14 protein-coding genes and 2 pseudogenes are annotated in these 17785 nt (G+C 70.9%); 7 read left to right on the forward strand and 9 right to left on the reverse strand.

The window, feature by feature from the left end; all coding sequences use genetic code 11:
• Positions 1-60: 60 nt before the first annotated feature.
• The 4 genes from acs to IZR01_RS08495 form a co-directional block, all read right to left on the reverse strand.
• The gene (acs, locus tag IZR01_RS08480; protein WP_194923500.1) at positions 61-2076 is read right to left on the reverse strand and encodes an acetate--CoA ligase; all 2016 of its coding nucleotides are present in this window, start codon (positions 2074-2076) and stop codon (positions 61-63) included.
• Positions 2077-2208: 132 nt separating this feature from the next.
• The gene (locus IZR01_RS08485) at positions 2209-2805 is read right to left on the reverse strand and encodes an acetate uptake transporter (RefSeq protein ID WP_194899617.1); all 597 of its coding nucleotides are present in this window, start codon (positions 2803-2805) and stop codon (positions 2209-2211) included.
• 291 nt (positions 2806-3096) lie between these two features.
• Entirely contained in the window at positions 3097-3912 is an 816-nt protein-coding gene (locus tag IZR01_RS08490) for a DUF899 family protein (protein ID WP_194923501.1), read from the reverse strand.
• Between the two features lie 116 nt (positions 3913-4028).
• Positions 4029-4925, reverse strand: coding sequence for a LysR family transcriptional regulator (locus tag IZR01_RS08495; protein WP_194923502.1), 897 nt, complete (start codon positions 4923-4925; stop codon positions 4029-4031).
• A 53-nt stretch (positions 4926-4978) separates the two neighbouring features.
• Here IZR01_RS08495 and IZR01_RS54090 point away from each other — a divergent pair.
• The 4 genes and pseudogenes from IZR01_RS54090 to IZR01_RS54095 all read left to right on the forward strand — a co-directional run.
• Positions 4979-5605, forward strand: a pseudogene (locus IZR01_RS54090) (EamA family transporter); the annotation flags it as partial.
• Between the two features lie 108 nt (positions 5606-5713).
• Positions 5714-7300 carry an NB-ARC domain-containing protein gene (locus IZR01_RS08500; protein ID WP_228559061.1) on the forward strand — a complete coding sequence of 529 codons (1587 nt, stop codon included), beginning with the start codon at positions 5714-5716 and terminating at the stop codon, positions 7298-7300.
• The gene (locus tag IZR01_RS08505; protein WP_194923504.1) at positions 7240-7989 is read left to right on the forward strand and encodes a hypothetical protein; all 750 of its coding nucleotides are present in this window, start codon (positions 7240-7242) and stop codon (positions 7987-7989) included. Before IZR01_RS08500 ends, IZR01_RS08505 begins: the two co-directional genes overlap by 61 nt.
• Before the next feature lie 146 nt (positions 7990-8135).
• Positions 8136-8381: pseudogene (locus IZR01_RS54095) on the forward strand (CGNR zinc finger domain-containing protein); the annotation flags it as partial.
• A 144-nt stretch (positions 8382-8525) separates the two neighbouring features.
• On the opposite strand, the gene IZR01_RS08515 reads toward IZR01_RS54095, so the two are convergent.
• The 3 genes from IZR01_RS08515 to IZR01_RS08525 form a co-directional block, all read right to left on the reverse strand.
• Positions 8526-10142: an MFS transporter gene (locus IZR01_RS08515; protein WP_194923505.1), complete on the reverse strand. Its 1617-nt coding sequence runs from the start codon at positions 10140-10142 to the stop codon at positions 8526-8528.
• Positions 10143-10336: 194 nt separating this feature from the next.
• Positions 10337-10975, reverse strand: a complete 639-nt coding sequence (locus IZR01_RS08520; protein ID WP_194894396.1) for a maleylpyruvate isomerase N-terminal domain-containing protein — start codon at positions 10973-10975, stop codon at positions 10337-10339.
• 119 nt (positions 10976-11094) lie between these two features.
• Complete coding sequence (locus tag IZR01_RS08525) at positions 11095-11682, reverse strand: flavodoxin family protein (RefSeq protein WP_194923506.1); 588 nt, start codon at positions 11680-11682, stop codon at positions 11095-11097.
• A gap of 117 nt (positions 11683-11799) precedes the next feature.
• Between IZR01_RS08525 and IZR01_RS08530 the strand changes: the two genes are divergently transcribed.
• On the forward strand, positions 11800-12612 hold the full coding sequence (locus IZR01_RS08530; protein WP_194923507.1) for a TetR/AcrR family transcriptional regulator: 813 nt from the start codon (positions 11800-11802) through the stop codon (positions 12610-12612).
• Positions 12613-12838: 226 nt separating this feature from the next.
• Positions 12839-14992, forward strand: coding sequence for an alkaline phosphatase family protein (locus IZR01_RS08535; RefSeq protein WP_194923508.1), 2154 nt, complete (start codon positions 12839-12841; stop codon positions 14990-14992).
• A gap of 66 nt (positions 14993-15058) precedes the next feature.
• Here the strand turns inward: IZR01_RS08535 and IZR01_RS53050 are convergent, their stop codons facing one another.
• Complete coding sequence (locus IZR01_RS53050) at positions 15059-16162, reverse strand: EamA family transporter (RefSeq protein WP_323746949.1); 1104 nt, start codon at positions 16160-16162, stop codon at positions 15059-15061.
• A gap of 38 nt (positions 16163-16200) precedes the next feature.
• On the opposite strand from IZR01_RS53050, the gene IZR01_RS08545 reads away from it, so the two are divergent.
• Entirely contained in the window at positions 16201-17115 is a 915-nt protein-coding gene (locus tag IZR01_RS08545; RefSeq protein ID WP_194923527.1) for a LysR family transcriptional regulator, read from the forward strand.
• On the opposite strand, the gene IZR01_RS08550 is transcribed toward IZR01_RS08545, so the two are convergent.
• Complete coding sequence (locus tag IZR01_RS08550; protein ID WP_194923509.1) at positions 17087-17707, reverse strand: TetR/AcrR family transcriptional regulator; 621 nt, start codon at positions 17705-17707, stop codon at positions 17087-17089. The genes IZR01_RS08545 and IZR01_RS08550 overlap by 29 nt on opposite strands.
• Positions 17708-17785: the final 78 nt, after the last annotated feature.

Raw genomic sequence — 17785 nt, forward strand, 5'->3', positions numbered from 1 at the left:
TCTACGGCCCCGAGACACGGCAACCGCGTCCCGGGGCCGCAATAAGCACAGCCCGCCGCCTCACTCCTCCTCAGCGTGCGGCAGCTTCGCCGAAATCAGCTCCATCACCGTGGAGTCGGCCAGCGTCGTGGTGTCGCCGACCGCGCGGTCCTCGGCGACGTCGCGCAGCAGGCGCCGCATGATCTTGCCCGAGCGGGTCTTGGGCAGCTCCGGGACCACGATGATCTGCCGCGGCTTGGCGATCGGGCCGATCGCCTTGCTGACGTGCTCGCGCAGCGTCTCGGCCAGTTCGGCGTACTCCTCGTTGCCGCCGCGCAGGATGACGAAGGCGACGATGCGCTGGCCGGTGGTCTCGTCCTTGGCGCCGACCACCGCGGCCTCGGCCACCATCGGGTTGGAGACCAGCGCGGATTCCACCTCGGTGGTCGAGATGTTGTGGCCGGAGACCAGCATGATGTCGTCGACCCGGCCGAGCAGCCACAGGTCGCCGTCCTCGTCCTTCTTCGCGCCGTCGCCGGCGAAGTAGTAGCCCTGCTCGGCGAACCGGGCCCAGTAGGTGTCGACGAACCGCTGCGGGTCGCCCCAGATCCCGCGCAGCATCGAGGGCCACGGCTTGTCCAGCACCAGGTACCCGCCGCCGCCGTTCGGCACCGGCGTGCCGCTCTTGTCCACGACGTTCGCCGAGATGCCCGGCAGCGGTCGCATGGCCGAGCCCGGCTTGGCCTCGGTGACGCCGGGCAGCGGGGAGATCATGATCGCCCCGGTCTCGGTCTGCCACCACGTGTCCACCACCGGGGTCCGGCCCCCGCCGATCGTCTCGCGGTACCAGATCCAGGCCTCGGGGTTGATCGGTTCGCCGACCGAGCCCAGCAGCCGCAGGGAGCTGAGATCGAACTTCGCCGGGATCGCCGCGCCCCACTTCATGAAGGTCCTGATGGCCGTCGGCGCGGTGTAGAGGAGCGTGACCTTGTACTTCTGGACGATCTCCCAGAACCGGCCCTGGTGCGGGGTGTCCGGCGTGCCCTCGTACATGACCTCGGTCGCGCCGTTGGAGAGCGGCCCGTAGACGATGTAGGAGTGGCCGGTGACCCAGCCGACGTCCGCGGTGCACCAGTACACATCGGTCTCCGGCTTCAGGTCGAACACCGCGTGGTGGGTGTACGAGGCCTGCGTCAGGTACCCGCCGGTGGTGTGCAGGATGCCCTTCGGCTTACCGGTGGTGCCGGACGTGTAGAGGATGAACAGCGGGTGCTCGGCGTCGAAGCCGACCGGCGTGTGCTGGGTGGACTGCCGGTCCACCGACTCGTGCCACCACACGTCGCGCGAGTCGTCCCACGCCACGTTGTGGCCGGTGCGCTTGACGACCAGCACCTTCTCGATCGTCGGGGACGCCGCGGCCGCCTCGTCGGCGTTGGCCTTGAGGTTCACGACCGAACCGCGCCGGTGGTAGCCGTCGGCGGTGATCAGCAGCTTGGCCCCGGCGTCCTCGATCCGGCCGCGCAGCGCCTCCGGGGAGAACGCGGCGAAGCAGACCGAGTGCACCGCGCCGATCCGGGCGCAGGCCAGCATCGCGACCGCGGCCTCCGGGATCATGGGCATGTAGATCGCCACCCGGTCGCCATCGACGACGCCGAGTTCGGCCAGCGCGTTGGCGGCCTTGCACACCTCGTCCTTGAGCTGGGCGTAGGTCAGCGAACGGGAGTCGCCGGGCTCGCCCTCGAAGTGGATCGCGACGCGGTCGCCGTTGCCGGCCTCGACGTGCCGGTCCACGCAGTTGTAGGCGGCGTTCAGCTTCCCGCCGACGAACCACTTGGCGAACGGCCGCCCGGACCAGTCCAGGACCTGCGTCCACGGCTGCTCCCAGTGCAGCCGCTCGGCCTGCGTGGCCCAGAATGCCTCGCGGTCGGCGTCGGCGGCGGCGTAGGCCAGCGCGGTGACGTTGGCGTGGTCGCGCACGTCCTGCGACGGGGCGAACCGCCGGTTCTCGCTGAGCAGATTGGCCAGAGTCTCTTGGCTGCCAGTCGCTTGGGTGTCAGTCTCTTGGCTGTCGGCCGACGCCTCTTGCTTATCAGTCATGTCTCCCAGCCCCAGTCGTCACGACGGAAGGGAATGAGGACCGCACACGGCGGCCCTCATTCCACGCTATTCCTGTTGGTTCATCGCGGCCAGTGGTTCATCGCGGGCCGGTGGCTCAGCGGGGCCAGTGGCTCAGCGCGGCCAGGTCGGGAGGATCTGCTTCTTGTGCGTCTCGTTGGCCACCGCGGCGAACGAGGCGTACCAGGCCGCCAGCGCGGTGACCAGGCCGACCCAACCGCCGATCTCGGTGAACGTGGCCGGCGGGGTGGCGGCGTTCTGCCAGGCCCCGATGGCCAGCAACAGGAACGTCAGGGTCAGCAACGCGAAGACGGCGAGCACGGCGCCGTTGGTGCGCAGCGCGGCGACGGTCATGTAGCCGGTGAAGATGAACCACGCGAACAGGTACAGCCCGAGCGTCTTGTGCGCGTCGGCGCCGGTGCTCCAGTGCACGATGCCCCAGTAGCTGAGCCAGAAGGCACCGAAGGAGGAGAACGCGGTGGCCCCGAAGGTGTTGCCGCGCCGGTACTCCCACATGCCGGCCAGGAACTGCGCGATCCCGCCGTAGAACAGGGCCAGGCCGAGGACGACGTCCCCGCTGCCCTTCTCAGAGATCATGTTGGTGTTGACGACGCTGAGGATGAAGGTGGTCATGGCGAATCCGGCCAGGCCCAGCGGGGCCGGATCGGCGGTGCCCGAGGACGGGGCGGGGGTGTTGGGGGTCTCACTCACGGCAGGTGCGTCCCTTCCGTTGACGGACGCCGCCGGCCGACACCGGCCGCGTCTTGTTCACCGTAGGAAGCCGTGCGGGAAGTGGACATGGCCCCGGGCCCGCGGAGTGGACCATCGGTGCGTGGCGTGCGGTGAACGGTTGGTGGGATGCGGTGAATGGGGCCGATGGGGCGGTTGAGTGGTCGCCGCCCCGACGGCCCCGGCGTGGGAGCCGGCCCCGGCCCCAGCCCCGGTGCCGGCCCCGACGCCGATCGGGCTGATCGGGCCGATCAGACCAATCAGGCCGATCGGTCAGTGCGAGCCCTGCCGGCCCAGGGTCGTCTCCGGGGTGGCGCCGGGACGCGTCCACTGCGGCGCCGGACGCCCGGTCCCCTCCCACGTGCCGTTCCCGTCCACGTCGGTGCGCCAGTACCAGCACGCGTGCTTGCCCGCGGGCCAGCCCTCGGGCATGTCCTGCCACGACTCGCCACGGCCGTAAGGGGTCATGTCGAGCAGCGCGAACGACCCGCTCATCGCCTCGGTGCCGCGACCGGTGGTGGAGTAGTTCATGAAGACCCGGTCGCCGTCGCGCAGGTAGCTGGTGACGTAGCCCATGTCCCCGCCGACCGGCCCGTCGACCCCGAGCACCGAGTACCAGGGGCTGGTGTAGCCCATGAACTCGACGAACGGGGCCACCTCGTCCCACGCGCCGACGGTCACCAGCGCCAGCGACACGCCGCGGGCGTTGAGATAGGCCTCGGTGGCCTGGAGATGCCAGGCCGCGACGGTGCAGCCCTCGCACTGGCCCTGGTGCGGCGTGCCGTCCCACCACATGTGCTTGTAGGTGATGAGCTCGTCGCGGCCCTGGAACAGGTCCAGGAACGACACCGGGCCGTCCGGGCCGACCACCTTGACGCTGCCGTCGAACTCCACCATCGGCAGCCGGCGCCGGGCCGCGGCGATGGCGTCGCCCTCGCGGGTGTGCGCCTTCTCCCGGATCAGCAGTTCGTCCCGCGCGGCCTGCCAGGCGGCCAGGTCGACGATGGGCGGACGGCCGGCCTGTGTGGTGCTCTGGCCGGCGTCTGATGTGCCAGCCTCTGATGTGCCAGCCTCTGATGTGTTCGTCATGCTGTTCCTCCACGGTGTCTCGTACCGGGGCAGCGTCGAACGCCGCTCCGCTCAGGAGAACAGACGATCGGCGCGGGCGAAACTAATCGCTCGCGGGCAGACTTTCTGTGGTGCAGCTATTCCTGCACCTCAGCCGCCGCGCGCCGCAGCTCCGCCAGCACGGTCCGCACCGCCCGCCGCGCCGAGCGCTCGGGCCGGTGCAGCACGTCGATGTGCCGCCGGGCCCGCACCCCGGCCAGCGGCCGCAGCACGACGCCGGGGTGCGGCCGGGTGGTCCAGCGCGGCAGCAACGCGATGCCGCCGCCGGCCGCGACCAGTTCGGCGACCACCGCGAACTCGTTGACCCGGTGCACCAGTTCCGGACGCCGGCCGGCGGCGGTGGCGATCGCCTCGACCAGCGGCAGCACCGGGAAGCCGTCGTGCACGCAGACCCACGGCTCGGCGGCCACCTCGCGGGCCGTCAGCCGGGCCTTGGCGGTCAGCGGATGCCCGGTCGGCAGCGCGATGTCCAGCGGCTCGTGCAGCAGCGGGGTGACCGCGACGGTGCGCGGCCAGGGCGGCGCGTGGTCGAAGCGGTGGGCCAGGACCAGGTCGTAGTCGCGGGTCAGCTTCGGGAACCGCTCCTGCGCGACGTCCTCGTCGGCCAGCGCCAGCCGCGGCGCGTCCGGGCCGGTGAGCGCGCGCAGCAGCCTCGGGAAGAACACCAGCGCCGCGCTGTGGAACGCCGCGACCGAGACCGTCCCGGCCGGCTCGGCCACGAACTCCTCGACCGTCTGCCGGGCCCGGGCCAGCGCCGCCTCGACCTCGATCGCGGCCTCGGCGAGCGCCTGCCCTGCCGCGGTGAGGACCAGGCGGCGCCCGGCGCGCTCGGTGAGCGGGACCGGGATGGTGCGTTGCAGGAGCCGGAGTTGCTGCGACACCGCCGAGGGCGTCACCAGCAGTGCCTCAGCCACGGCGGCGACGCTGCCCAGCTCGCCGAGTTCTCGCAGGATGCGTAGCTGGCGTTCGTCCATGACGGGACAGTGTAGGGCGGGACAGTGTAGGAGAACTTCATGGTTGGTTGACAATGACGCCCTCGACTACACCGAGCGCGGGCCCGGACCATGGCCGGGTGACCACCGCGAACCGCGCCGACCGCAGCACCGACCGCTCGAACCGCACCAACCACCCCGACCGCTCCGACCACCCCGACCGCTCCACAGATCTGGCCCTGTTCCTCGTCGCCTTCGTCTGGGGCTCCAGCTACCTCGCCGCGAAGTCGGCCGCAGCAGCGACGTCGGTCCTCGCCGTCCTGCTGGCCCGCTACGCCCTGTCGGCGATCTCCGGCTCCGCGCTGCTGGCCGCACGCGGCCGACTCCGCCCGACCCGCGCCGAACTGCGCACCGGCACGATCCTCGGCCTCACCCAAGCCAGTGTCCTGATCATCGAGACCTACGGTGTGGCCCACACCTCCGCGGCCAACGCCGGCCTCATCATCAGCCTGACGATCATCCTCACCCCGCTGCTCGACCGCCGCGGGGCCGCTCTGCCCGCGCGCTACTTCGCCGCCTCGGGCGTGTGCGTCGTCGCGGTCGGCCTGCTGATGAGCGGCAGCGGCGGTCTGCACGCGCCCAGCGCCGGCGACCTGCTGATGCTGGCCGCCGCGGTGGTGCGGGCCGGGCACGTGGCGCTGGTCGGCCGGCTCACCTCGGGCGGGGGCGGGGGCACAGGCTTCGGCGAAAGTGCGGCCGCCGGCGGGAACGTGGATCTGGAGCGGGTGGAGCTCGATCCGGCGCGCGCAGAGGAGTACGCCGTGGCGATCATGCGGCGGGCGGCGGTGGACCCGGAAACGGCACGCGAGGTGGCAGACCTCCTCGCGACGGCGCGCGAGGCCGGCGACATCCCGCGGCTCCCAGTGGTGCCGCCGGTGATCGCGCCGCCGCGGGTATTCGTGAACCGGGTCGCGGAACAGGCGGACCTGACGGACGCGGCCGCGGCCGGTGTGATCGTGGTCGCGGGGCGGCCGGGGATCGGGAAGACGGCGCTGGTGGGGAAGTGGCTGGCGGATCTGGTGGCTGCGAAGGCTTTCGAGGTCTGTGTCTACCTCGAACTGCCGGACCGGGGGCGCGATGTCGGGGTCGGCGACGTCGCGCGGGAGCTGTTGCGGCGGGTCGGGGTGGATACGTCGGTGGCGCGGTCGGATGCGGAGTGGGTCGCGCTGTGGCACTCGGTGATGCGGGGGAAGCGGTACTGCGTGGTGGTTGATGAGGTGGCGCAGCCGGGGCAGGTGCGGGCTTTGATTCCGGAGAGCGGCGAGGGCCTGCCGGGCGGCGGAAGCCTACTGGTCGCCGTCGGCGCCGAGCCGCTGGCCGAGCTGGCAGGCCAGGGCGCGGAGTTCGTCGAGGTCGGACCGTTCGACGCGGACGCCGGCGTGGCTCTGATGCGGCGGCTGATCGGCGACGCGCGCGTGGACGCCGAGCCGGAGGCCGTGGACCAGGTCGTCGAGGCCTGCGACGGGATTCCGGCGGTGCTGGCGCTGGCCGCGGGCATCCTGGGGCAGAAGCGGGACTGGCCGGTCGCGCAGCTGGCCGCGCTGCTGGCCGACGGCGAGCGGCAGCTGGACGTGCTGCGCAAGCGAGGCGGCGGGCGGCACGTCGTGGACCTGGTCTTCGACGCCGGCTATGCCGAACTGGACTCCGACGCCGCCCAGGCCTACCGGGCGATGGGCCACCTGGAGCGTGCCGACTTCCAGCCCGGCGTCCTCGCGGCGCTCGCCGGCCTGTCCGAGCCGGCGACCGTCGCCGCGCTGGAGACGCTGCTCGCCAAGTACATGGTCACCGAGCACGAGTGGCCCTCGACCGGCTACCGCGTCGGCGACATGCAGCGGAACCACACACGGGAGGCCGCTCAGCGGGCCGGGGAGTTCGGCGTCCAGGCCCGTACCGCAGCGCTGAGGCGCGTGCGGGACATGCTGGTCGCGACGGTTCAGGAGGCTGACGTGGCTGCCTCGCCCGACCGGCCGCTGCGCGTCCCGGAGGTCGCGGCGGGCAGCGGACGGTTCGCGACGGGAGCCGAGGGGTTGCAATGGGTAGACGCGCACCTCCCGGACCTCTTGGCGTGCGCGCGATCGGGTGACGACGACGCCGCCCTGCGGATCGCCGGAAGCGTGTGGCCGTACGTCACTAACTACCGCCGCTGGGACGACGGGGCATGGCTCTACCGGCACGCCGCAGACATGGCGCGCCGGACGGGATTCGCCGAGGCCGAGGCACGCAAATTTCACACCGGCACCAGGGCTTTAACCCGACACCGTGGCGACCCGCGCCGCACTTCTGCTTCACTCGCCCAATGGGTCTGCGCTCCTTGTTCACCTGGCTGGCCGCGCCGCCGGAGACCAAATACCGGATGACACAGCAGAACCTCGACTTACAAGCAGCGAAGAAGACCGCGCGAGTGCTGTCGACGCCGGGATTGTCGGTGACCTCGCGCAAGGCGGTCGACGGGAAAGAGCCCGGGCCGCCGTCGCGGATCAAGGCGTCGGCGAACGGGTCGTACTCTCCGCCGAAGGGCGCGGGCTTCACCTATCCCAATGGGCGATCAGAGCTGCGGAGTTGGTATCTGAGCGCGGAGATCGTGTGGGACGGCAAGGCTCTGACCGCGACCGGCAACTTCGGGCGGCCGCGCACGTGGGAGCCGGCCCCCAAGGGGCTCCGGCCGGGCACCGACGCGGCCGAGATCTTCCGGCACCGATCGCGCCCGATGACCTCCGGCGAGTGTCCGACCCAGATCGCGGCGATCGCGACGGTCGGGCTGAGCGGGTACGAGCTGAACCGGGTCGTCTTCCTGGACGAGGATGCCCGCGAACTGTCACGGTTCTCCATGGTCGGCTTCACCGAGGACGACATGATGCGGATAGCCGCCGCCGCGGGTATCGCCTACCGCAGCTACATCCTCGCGATAGGCGGATACAGCACAATGAAGCTCGGTCTGAGCGACTTCTGCGAAGCGCTGTTCCCGCACAACGCCGCGCACTCCCTGCTGCTCTCCTACGATCTCCAGGAATCCGGTTGGTGGCGGCGCCCCATCAAGCGTTCGTGACGTCACCGCTCCGGTGACCGGTGACCGCCGCCGCCGTGAAGGAGGCGCGCGGCGGCCCGCTCGGCGAGCACGAACCCGGCCGCCGACGCACCGCCGACTATCCAGGCTAGGACCGAGCCCGGCGCGCTCCAGCCGGATTCTCCCAGAGCGGCTGGCACCTCCACTACCGCCCCGCCGAGGCTTCCCTGGGCGAGATCCTGACCGCCTCGACCACCGTCGCGATCGCCCAGCACCTCACCGGGCACGGCATGCACCGGCTCGGCCGCTGCTCACTGCCCGAATGCGGCGACGCCTTCGTCGACCACAGCCGCCCCGGACGCCAGCGCTACTGCTCACACGCGTGCGCCAACCGCGACGCAGTTCGGCGGCATCGCAAGGCGGCTCGCGGCTGACGGCTGGCGGCTGGCGGCTGGCGGCAGCTGACGCAGGCCACTGCGAGCCGTCGCCGATGCGACTCGGCGCGACTCGATGAGTTACGACTCGGCGCGGTACGACTCAACGCGGTACGACTAGGCTCGGCTCTGCGCGGCTGGTCATCACGCCGGCAAGCCGACATCCTCCGCCAGTGCCTCGGGCCGCACCGTGTTGTCCGACCTCCCACCGCGCAGCGCCGCGACCGTGACGACCGCGGCCGCCAGCGCCGCGACACCACAGACCACGTACCCGAGCGCATAGCCGTGCCCGAGTGCGTCGAAGGCGATCTGGTGCGCCGCCGACCCCGGCTGCCCGGGCTCGATCCCGTTCACCGCGAGCGGACCACCGGCCTGGCTCACTGCCCGAGCAGCACCCTCCTGACCGGCGGGCAGACCGGCCGCGGGCAACGCCGCACCGAAGCGCGCGGCCGCCCGTCCCAAAGCCACCGCCCCGATGACGGCGGGCCCGAGGGTGAAGCCGAAGTCGCGCAGCAGACTGGTGGTGGCGCTGGCCATGCCCGCGTAGTGGATGGGAACCGTGTTGACCGCGGTCGCGGTGATCGACGCCACCGCCAGCGCGAACCCGACGCCGACCAACCCGATCGGCACGACCAGCGAAGTCAGGGTGCTGTCGGCGATCGGCATCCGGGCGGCGAGGAACTGCCCGCCCGCCATGACGACGAGCCCGGAACCCAGCAGCCAGCGTGGATTGACGCGTTCCAACAGCCGGGATGTGAGGGGGATCAGGACGAACGCAGGACCCTGCAACAACAGGAACGGCACCGACGTCCGCAGCGGGCTCTGGTGCTGGATCGGCCCGAGACGGATGCTCGTGGCGTAAGCGGTGCCGAGGAAGCTGAACATCCCGATCACCGCGACCACCGAGGCCATCGCGAATCCCCGGTTGCGGAACAGATCCAGCCGCAGCAACGGGGAAGCGGCCCGGGCCTCGGCCAGCACGAAGAGCGCCAGGAACACCGCCGCCACCACGAACCCGGCCACGACCGCGGGCGCGCTCCACCCGTCAGTCGGGCCCTGGATCACCGCGTACAGCAACGCGATCAGACCGACCGCCAACGTCGCCTGGCCGACCCAGTCCAACGACCGGCCCTCCGGCGCCTTGGAGTCCCCGGCGAGCACCAGGCTCAGCCCGACCGACACCGCACCGAGGATCCCGACCACGACCAGCGACCACCGCCAGGACCCGTAGTTGCCGGTGACGCCGCCGAGCACCGGCGCCAGGAACCCGCCCGCGGAAAGGAATCCCGCCCACAGCGCGATGGCGCGCGCCCGCTGTCGCGGCGTGTGGGTGGCGGCGGCGAGCATCGCCAGCGACGTCGGGAACAGCGCGGCCGCGCCGAGGCCCGCGACGGCCTGACCGACCCAGAGCTGGTAGACGCCGGAGGAGGCGGCGCCGACGAACTCGCCGACGGCCAGCAGGACCGCGCCGGCCAGCAGCAGGCGCTTACGGCCGAACAGGTCGCCGAGCACTCCGAAGCTGAGCTCCAAAGCGGCCACCGGCAACAGGAACGCGTCCGATATCCAGGTCAGCTGGGACCCGATCGGGCGCAGATCCTGCTGGAACAGACCGTTCAGGGTGGCCGGGATGGCGACCCCGATCTGGGCCAGGGCCACGGCGAAACAGGCCGCGACCAGTGTTCCGAGGGTCAGGGCCGGGCCGCGGGAGGCCACCGCCGACGTCTTCGGCCCCGGCTCTGCTGCTTCCTGTGGTGCCTTCATCGACAACTCCTCGCGAGCCGCGTCCGGAATCACCCTGCTGTGCCTGTTCGTTCGGCCTGTTCGCCCAGTGAACAAAGCTTCATGAAGTAGGCGGGGCAGAACGTACTCGCCAGTGCGCGGCGCCGCAAGGGGTCACGAGACGGTCGCGCCCAGAGCGCCCAGAGCCCAAGAGCCCAAGAGTCCTAGATCTACGCCTAGAGTGCCGAGATGGACGCCGGCGCGCGTTCGGCGCGACTCAGGGCCCGGAGAACGTTGGTCGCGCCGTGCCGCCGCAACGCGATGCGCGACAACACATCCACGACCGTCTCAACAGCCTGTGACGGGAACTCCGGCGTCGGCAGCCCGACGCTGTAGGCGAGGTCGTCGGAATGCACGACGAGCTCCAGCATCCGGCTGGTGACGAAGTCGTCCAGGGTGATCGACCACGGCCCCCACGTGGGCCGGCGCACCAGGCGCTGCGGCGCGGCGGGCAGCGTCCGCCGGAGTTCCGCGACGCAGGCGGCGACCCTGGCGGCCAGCGCGCCGGGGCCGTCGGCCGCCTCCTGCTCGCCGCCGGACCGGATGGCCTGGTTGAACGGCGTGTCCAGATCCGAGCCGATCCAGCTGACCCGCGCGTAGTACTCGTGCAGCGGGATCCCGGGCTCGGACGGGACCGCCTCGGCCAGGACCGCGGGGATGAAGAAGACCTGTCCGGCCAGGTGGCCCGCCAGCCCCTGGACGCTGAGCTCGGCCAGCGCCGAAGGCCTGTCCCAGTGCTCTGCGACTTCCGGCGCGGCCAGCAACCGGGCCGCCGCGTCCGCCACGCTGAGGTAGAGCTCCCTGGCCTGCGTCATCTTGCTGCTCCCTGTGGTCGGCGAGTCATGTCAGCGCGATCAACTTCGCCGGGGTGGGAGGCATTCCCGGCGCTTCGACTCTCCCTCGCTTCCGCGCTGCTTCCGGGCTGGCCGTTGTGTCAGTGTGCTGCGACGGTAAGCCCGGCGCTGTGCACACGGGTGTGCTCGGCGACGCGTCGGCCGAGGTGGCGGGCGGTGCTCAGGTCCGCGTCGTGGACGGCGGCGGTGTCGTTGAAGCTCTGCGCGCCGGCACCGAGGTAGAAGCCGAGGCGGTTGTCGTCCTCGATGCTGGACGTGGTGGTGTTCCAGCCCGGCAGCAGGCCCAGGCTGACCCAAAGCATCCCGTGCTGGGCCGCCAGCAGCGCCAGGTACTGGAGGGTGTGCATCTTGTCGCCGCTCATCGAGCCGGAGTTGGTGAAGCCCGCCGCGAGCTTGTCGCTCCAGGCCCGGGTCATCCACCGCTTGCTGGTGGCCTCGGCGAAGGCGTGGAACGCCCCGGACGCGGTGCCCATGTAGGTGGGGGTCCCGAAGATGATGGCGTCCGCGGCGTCCAGCAATGCCCAGTCGGCGTCGCCGAGGGCGGCGACGTCCACGCGGTGGACGTGCGTCCCGGCGACGGAGGCCGCGCCGTCGGCCACGGCTATGGCGATCTGCGCGGTGTGGCCGTAGCCGGAATGCGACGCGATGACGATCGAGATGTCGGACACGGTGTTCCTCTCCTGCCGCGAATGGCGGCGTGTTCCGCGACCAGCGCGGATCATCGTTACGCCTTTGAGCGTAGCATCGATATTACGGCGCTACGCAAGATGCGATATCGTTGTTCCGTGAACGAGGAACGCCGCGCCGCCCGACGCCAGGTACTCCAGGTCGCCGCCGAGCTCCTGGAGGAGGGCGGCAGCGAGGCGGTCTCCACGCGCGCCGTCGCCGCCGCCGCGGGCATCACCGCTCCCGTGCTGTACCGCATGTTCGACGACAAGGACGGACTGCTGGCCGAGCTGGCCGCGTACGGCTTCGAGATGTACCTGGCCGAGAAGCAGGAGGCGCTGGCGCTGACCCCCGACGACCCGGTGGCAGACCTCTACCGCGGCTGGGACCTGCACGTCGACTTCGGCGTGAAGCACCCCGCGTTCTACGTGCTCATGTACGGCACCGCGCAGCCCGGCCAACGTCCCCCGGCCGCGGACGAGGCGCACGCCCTGCTGGTGAGGCTGCTGACCCGGGCCGCCGAGGCCGGCCGCCTCCGGATCCCGGTGGAACAGGCGACGCGCGTCATGCACGCGGCGACGACCGGCGCCACGCTGGCCCTGATCGGCGAGGAACCCGCGGCCCGGGACCTGACCACCTCGGCCCGGCTCCGGGACACCGTCATCGCCTCGGTCACCACGGACGCCCCGGCGCCCACCGGATCGGATCTGGCCTCCCGCGCACTCGCCCTCGACGCGGCACTGAGCGCCGAGCCCGCGGGCGCTGGCATGGGCACAGGCATGGGCACAGGCATGGGCACAGGCATGGGCACAGGCATGGGCACAGGCACGGGCACAGGCATGGGCACAGGCATGGGCACAGGCACGGGCTCGCCGCTGCGGGAAACAGAGACGGCGCTGCTGCGCGAATGGCTGCTACGGCTGGCGGGCTGAGACGAAGTCTTCGGCCAGCTTCCGGTTCCCCGCCATCTCCGGTTCACAGAAGAGCCTTGATCACCGCGCCTACTAGAGGGCGAAGTTGTACAGCCAACTTTGCCGACCATTGCTCACCATCGATCAGCGGGAGCTCCAACGGGGCCGGCATCCCCTGCTTCCATAAGCAGATCGGGCCGCCGCGGCACCCGCTTTCCGAGCATCGACGCCCCTGCTAGGAGATTCCATGACCCGCAATCCGAACCTCCCCGAACCTGAGTCGAGTGCAGAGTCAGAGCACGGCGACAACCCGGAGACGACCGCCGGCGCGTCGCGTCGCCGCTTCCTCCAGAGCTCCGGGGTCATCGCCGGCGGCCTCGCGCTCAGCGGGTTCGCCGAAGCGAGCAGCGCCCACGCCGCCGATAGCACCGCCGCCGACGCCGCGAACACCAACACGACCGCGACCGCCAACGCGGCCACCTCGCACCGCGGCCTGCCCCGCGGCTTCAACGGCGACATATCCGACCTCAAGCACGTCGTCATCCTGATGCAGGAGAACCGGTCCCTCGACCACTACTTCGGCGCGCTGCCCGGCGTCCGCGGCTTCAACGACAAGCAGGCGCTGAAGTTCCAGGACGGCACCAACGTCTTCCAGCAGCGGGACGGCAGCGGCAAGATCGTGACCCCGCAGGTCGACGACGGCGCGTGGGGCAACGACCACGGCGCCTGGGGCGACGTGAACCACCGCAAGTGGGACCTGTGGGTGCAGCACAACGGCACCAGCTGCATGAACTACCACAGCAGCGCCTATATGGGCTTCTACCACTCGGTCGCCGCCCAGTACACGATCGCCGACCAGAACTTCTGCTCCGAGTTCGGGCCGACCGACCCGAACCGCAAGTACCTGTGGAGCGGCACCGCCAACAGCGAGACCGGCAACACCGACGAGTCCAACTACTCCCGGCCCTGGGTCACGGTCGCCGAACAGCTCCAGCAGGTCGGCATCGATTGGCGGCTCTACTCCGACAACAGCGGCGACGGGCGCCAGGGCTACGTCAGCAGCTGGATCGGCGACTACGGCGACAACGAGCTGAAGTATTTCAAGGGCTTCGAACCGGCGGGGCTGAGCGCTGATGACCCCAAGCTGCGGCCCGGCACCGGGCTGATCTGGCGCGGCAACGCCGCCTACTACGCCGGCTCGACCACCCCCGACGACGACTCCGACACGAACCTCGACGCCGTCCTGAAGAACCTCCACGACGCCTGCCAGCCCGGCGCCGAAAACCCGCTGCCGGCGGTCTCGTGGATCGTCGCGCCCTACGGCTGGTCCGAGCACCCCGGCGCGGACACGATGCACGGCGAGCGCTACGTCGAGAAGGTCCTGGACATCCTGCAGGGCAACCCCGACATCTGGAACCACACCCTGTTCATCCTCAACTACGACGAGAACGACGGAAAGTTCGACCACGTCCTGCCGCCGTGGCCGGAGCCGGGCACGCCCCGCGAGTACGCCGGCGACTACCCCCTCGGCTTCGGCGCCCGGGTGCCGATGCTCCTGGTCTCGCCCTGGACCCGCGGCGGCCACGTCGCCACCGAAGTCTTCGACCACACCTCCACGATCCGCTTCCTCGAAGTCTGGGCCAAGTCCCTGGGCAAGCCCTTCACCTGCCCCAACATCAGCGACTGGCGCCGCTCCATCGCCGGCGACCTCACCAGCGCCATCGACTTCGCCCACCCGCAGCCGGGCCCGGCGACCTTCCCCAGCCCGCTCGCCGAGCAGCCGGTGGCGATCACCGCCGACCACATGGCACCGCGCGCGCTGAGCTTCCACCCGCACGCCACGATCTCCGAAGACCGCAAGGCCGGCACCGTCACCGCCACCATGACCCTGTCCGGCGGCCCGACCGGCAAGGCCCTGAGTTTCCAGGTCTTCCCCGACAAGTACCAGCCGTTCTCCAGCACTCCCTTCACGGTCACCGAGAAGAAGGAGCGCACGTACACCTGGAACGCCAAGGCCAACGACGGCAAGTACGCCTTCTCGATCTACTCCAACGACGGCTTCGTCCGCTCCTTCGCCGGCCAACTCGCACCCGCCGGACACCACGACGGCGCCCTCCCCCGCGTAAAGGTCGACCTGCACAAGGGCCACGGCACCCGCCACCAGGCCCAGGTCGAACTCACCCTGCACAACGACGGCACCAAGTCGGTCACCTACACCCTCACGGCCAACGACTACGCCGGCGGAACCCGCCGCGTCTCGGTGGCCCCGGGCCACACGAAATCCGTGACGTGGCCGACGCAGCAGGGCTACTACGACGTGGTCCTCACGGTCGACAGCGACAGCACCTGGACCCAGCGGTACGCCGGCCGGGTCGCCACCCACGAGCGGCACTCGCACTAGGCTGCGCAGCCGGTACCCCTGGCCAGCCATCACCGCTGACCAGCGGGCACCTCTGAGCAGGCAGTATCAAGGGCGGCCGTCGGCGAACGATGCCGGCGGCCGCTTGGCCGGCCCGGACCGCGACCCAGTCCGCTCCGCACCAACTCCAGCCACGACAACGAAGACAATCCCAGCGACCGCACCCATCCCAGGAACCTGATTCAGCCCGACCAGACCAACGACCATCGCGATCGCCGGCTCGACACTCATCAGCACACCGAACGAGGCGGCGTCGAGGCGGCGCAGGGCGATCAGTTCGAGCGCGTAGGGAATCACCGGCGACAGCACGGCGAGCCCCAGCCCCGCCGCCACGATCGGCCACGTCAGCTGTGCGAACGTATGCGGTCCGGCCACGTCCAGCCCAGGCACCACATCCAGCCCCGCCACGCCGATCGCAGCCGTGGCAACCAGCCCGGCCACCGGCATCGCCACCGAAAGCCCTCGCAGCCCGGTGACCTGATCGCCAACCCGTTGAGCCAGCAGGATGTAGCCAGCCCAACAGACACCAGAGGCCAAGCCGCAAGCGACCCCGACCGGATCAACCGCACCGCGCCAAGGCTCAGTCAGCCACAGGACACCGAGCGCGGCGGGCAGCGCCCACATCCGCGTCACGCCGCGCCCCCGCGCCACCGCCACGCCGAGCGGGCCGAGGAAGTCCAGCGCGCTCACGGTCCCGAGCGGAAGACGGCCGAGCGCGGCGAGGAACGCGATGGTCTGACCCGCGGTCACCACGCCGAGTGCGAGGCACGCCACCAGGCTGGAGCGGCTGAAGTCGGACGGCCGCGGCCGGACCACGACCAGCAACAGCGCGCCGGCCCACGCCAGCCGCAGCCACGCCACCCCGAGCGGGCCGATCTGGTGCAGCAACGAGGTGGACGCCGCCATACCGAGCTGGATGCACGTCATCGACGACAGCACCATGGCCGCGCCGGCCCTGGTGCCCGTTCGCTGCCCAGCGTGCGGATTCTGCCCGGCGTGCGGATTCTGCCCGGCGTGCGGATTCTGCCCGGGGTGCGATCGCTCCCCGGCGTGCGGCGCGGGTCCGAGGGCAATGCCGCGCTCCGACGCGGTGCTTTGCGAGGCCATGCGCCCAGTAGACGCAACCGCAACCGTTCGCGTCCACGTGCCCACAGTAGACATACCGTTCGGGAACCGTGAACAATAATCCTGTGGACCCGCGCCGCCTGGAACTACTGCTCCTGTTGTCCCGCCTCGGTTCCATGCGCGAAGTCGCCGACGAGACCGGCCTGGCGACGTCCACCGTCTCCCAGCAGATCTCCGCCCTGGCCCGGCAGGTGGGAACCCCGCTGATCGAGCAGCAGGGCCGCGGCGTGCGGCTGACCTCCGCCGGACGGCGCCTGGCCGAGCACGCCGTGACGATCCTGGCGACGATGGAGGCCGCGCGCCGCGACCTGGATCCGGAGGGCGAGCCGGCCGGGCTGCTCCGGGTCGCGGGATTCACCACCGGCGTGCGCCGCGCGCTGCTGCCGGTCGCCGCGGAGCTCAGGGCGAACCATCCGAAAGTGCGGCTCCGGATCTACGAGCACGACCCGCCCGAAGCCCTCGCCCTGCTCACCGCGGACAAGATCGATCTGGCCCTGACCTACGACTACAACCTCGCGCCCGCGACCGTCGACGACGCGCTGGAAGCCAGGCCGCTGTGGCCGGTGAGCTGGGGCCTGGCCGTCCCCGACGGTGACGCGCGGCCGCTGCGTCCCGCGAGCGACAGCGAAATCGACATCGACAGTCTGACCGTCTTCCGCCACTTCCGCGATCACGACTGGATCGTCAACTCCAGGAACACCGCTGACGAGCAAGTCGTGCGCGTCCTCGCCGCGATGGCCGGCCACCAGCCACGCATCGCGCACCACGCCGACAGCCTCGATCTCGTCCAGCACCTGATCGTGGCCGGGTTCGGGATCGGGCTGTTGCCGGTCGACCACCGCGTTCTGCCCGGCGTGTGTTTGCTACCGCTCAACAACCCCGACGTGACATTGCGGGCGTTCGCGGTCACGCGTCGGGACGGCGAGCGCTGGCCACCGCTGGCTCTGGTACTCAGCCTGCTGGCCGCGCAGCGCGCGTAGAGCGCGCCGGTCGGACCAGGCGCGGAATGCTGACGCGCAGCGTCTCGACCGCCTCGCCCGACGTCATGCGCCCGGCCCGCACCTCCTCCCCGGCGGCGTGGCCGAGGGCCAGCACCGCGGCCAGGATCCAGTCGGTCGACAGGTCCGCGGCGATGTCGCCGGCACGCCGGCCGCGTTCGACCACTGATCGCAGACGTTCCAGGATCGGGGCGTGCCGGTCGCGGTCCTGGTCGGGGCTGACCGGCGGCGTGGCCAGGTGCAGGAGGAACGGGTCGGCGTCCAGGCTCGACCAGCCGGCTTCCAGCAGCCGCACCAAGGCCGCGTCCGCGGGGCCGATATCCAGATCCGCCGCGTCTATGGCCGCCACCACGCGGGCCGAGGCCCGCTCAATTAGGGCATTGATAAGGATGTCGCGGGATGCGAAGTGCGCGTAGAGCGTCTTGCGGCTGATGCCCGCGGTCTCGGCGATCACGGCCAGGCCCGCCTCCGGCCGCTCCGCGAGCACGGCGGAGGCCGCGTCGAGGATCGCCTGCGTGTTGTGGATGGCGTCGGCACGGCGGCGCCGAGGGCTGGGGCCAGAGCCGGGTTCCACAGATAAAGGTGACACGCTTGCCAAGCTTACCCGGTCGGGCTTACCGTGACACTGCTGTCACCTTTACGCCGCGGATCA

Origin of the sequence: Catenulispora pinisilvae (assembly GCF_015356865.1) — a bacterium.
GTDB lineage: Bacteria > Actinomycetota > Actinomycetes > Streptomycetales > Catenulisporaceae > Catenulispora > Catenulispora pinisilvae.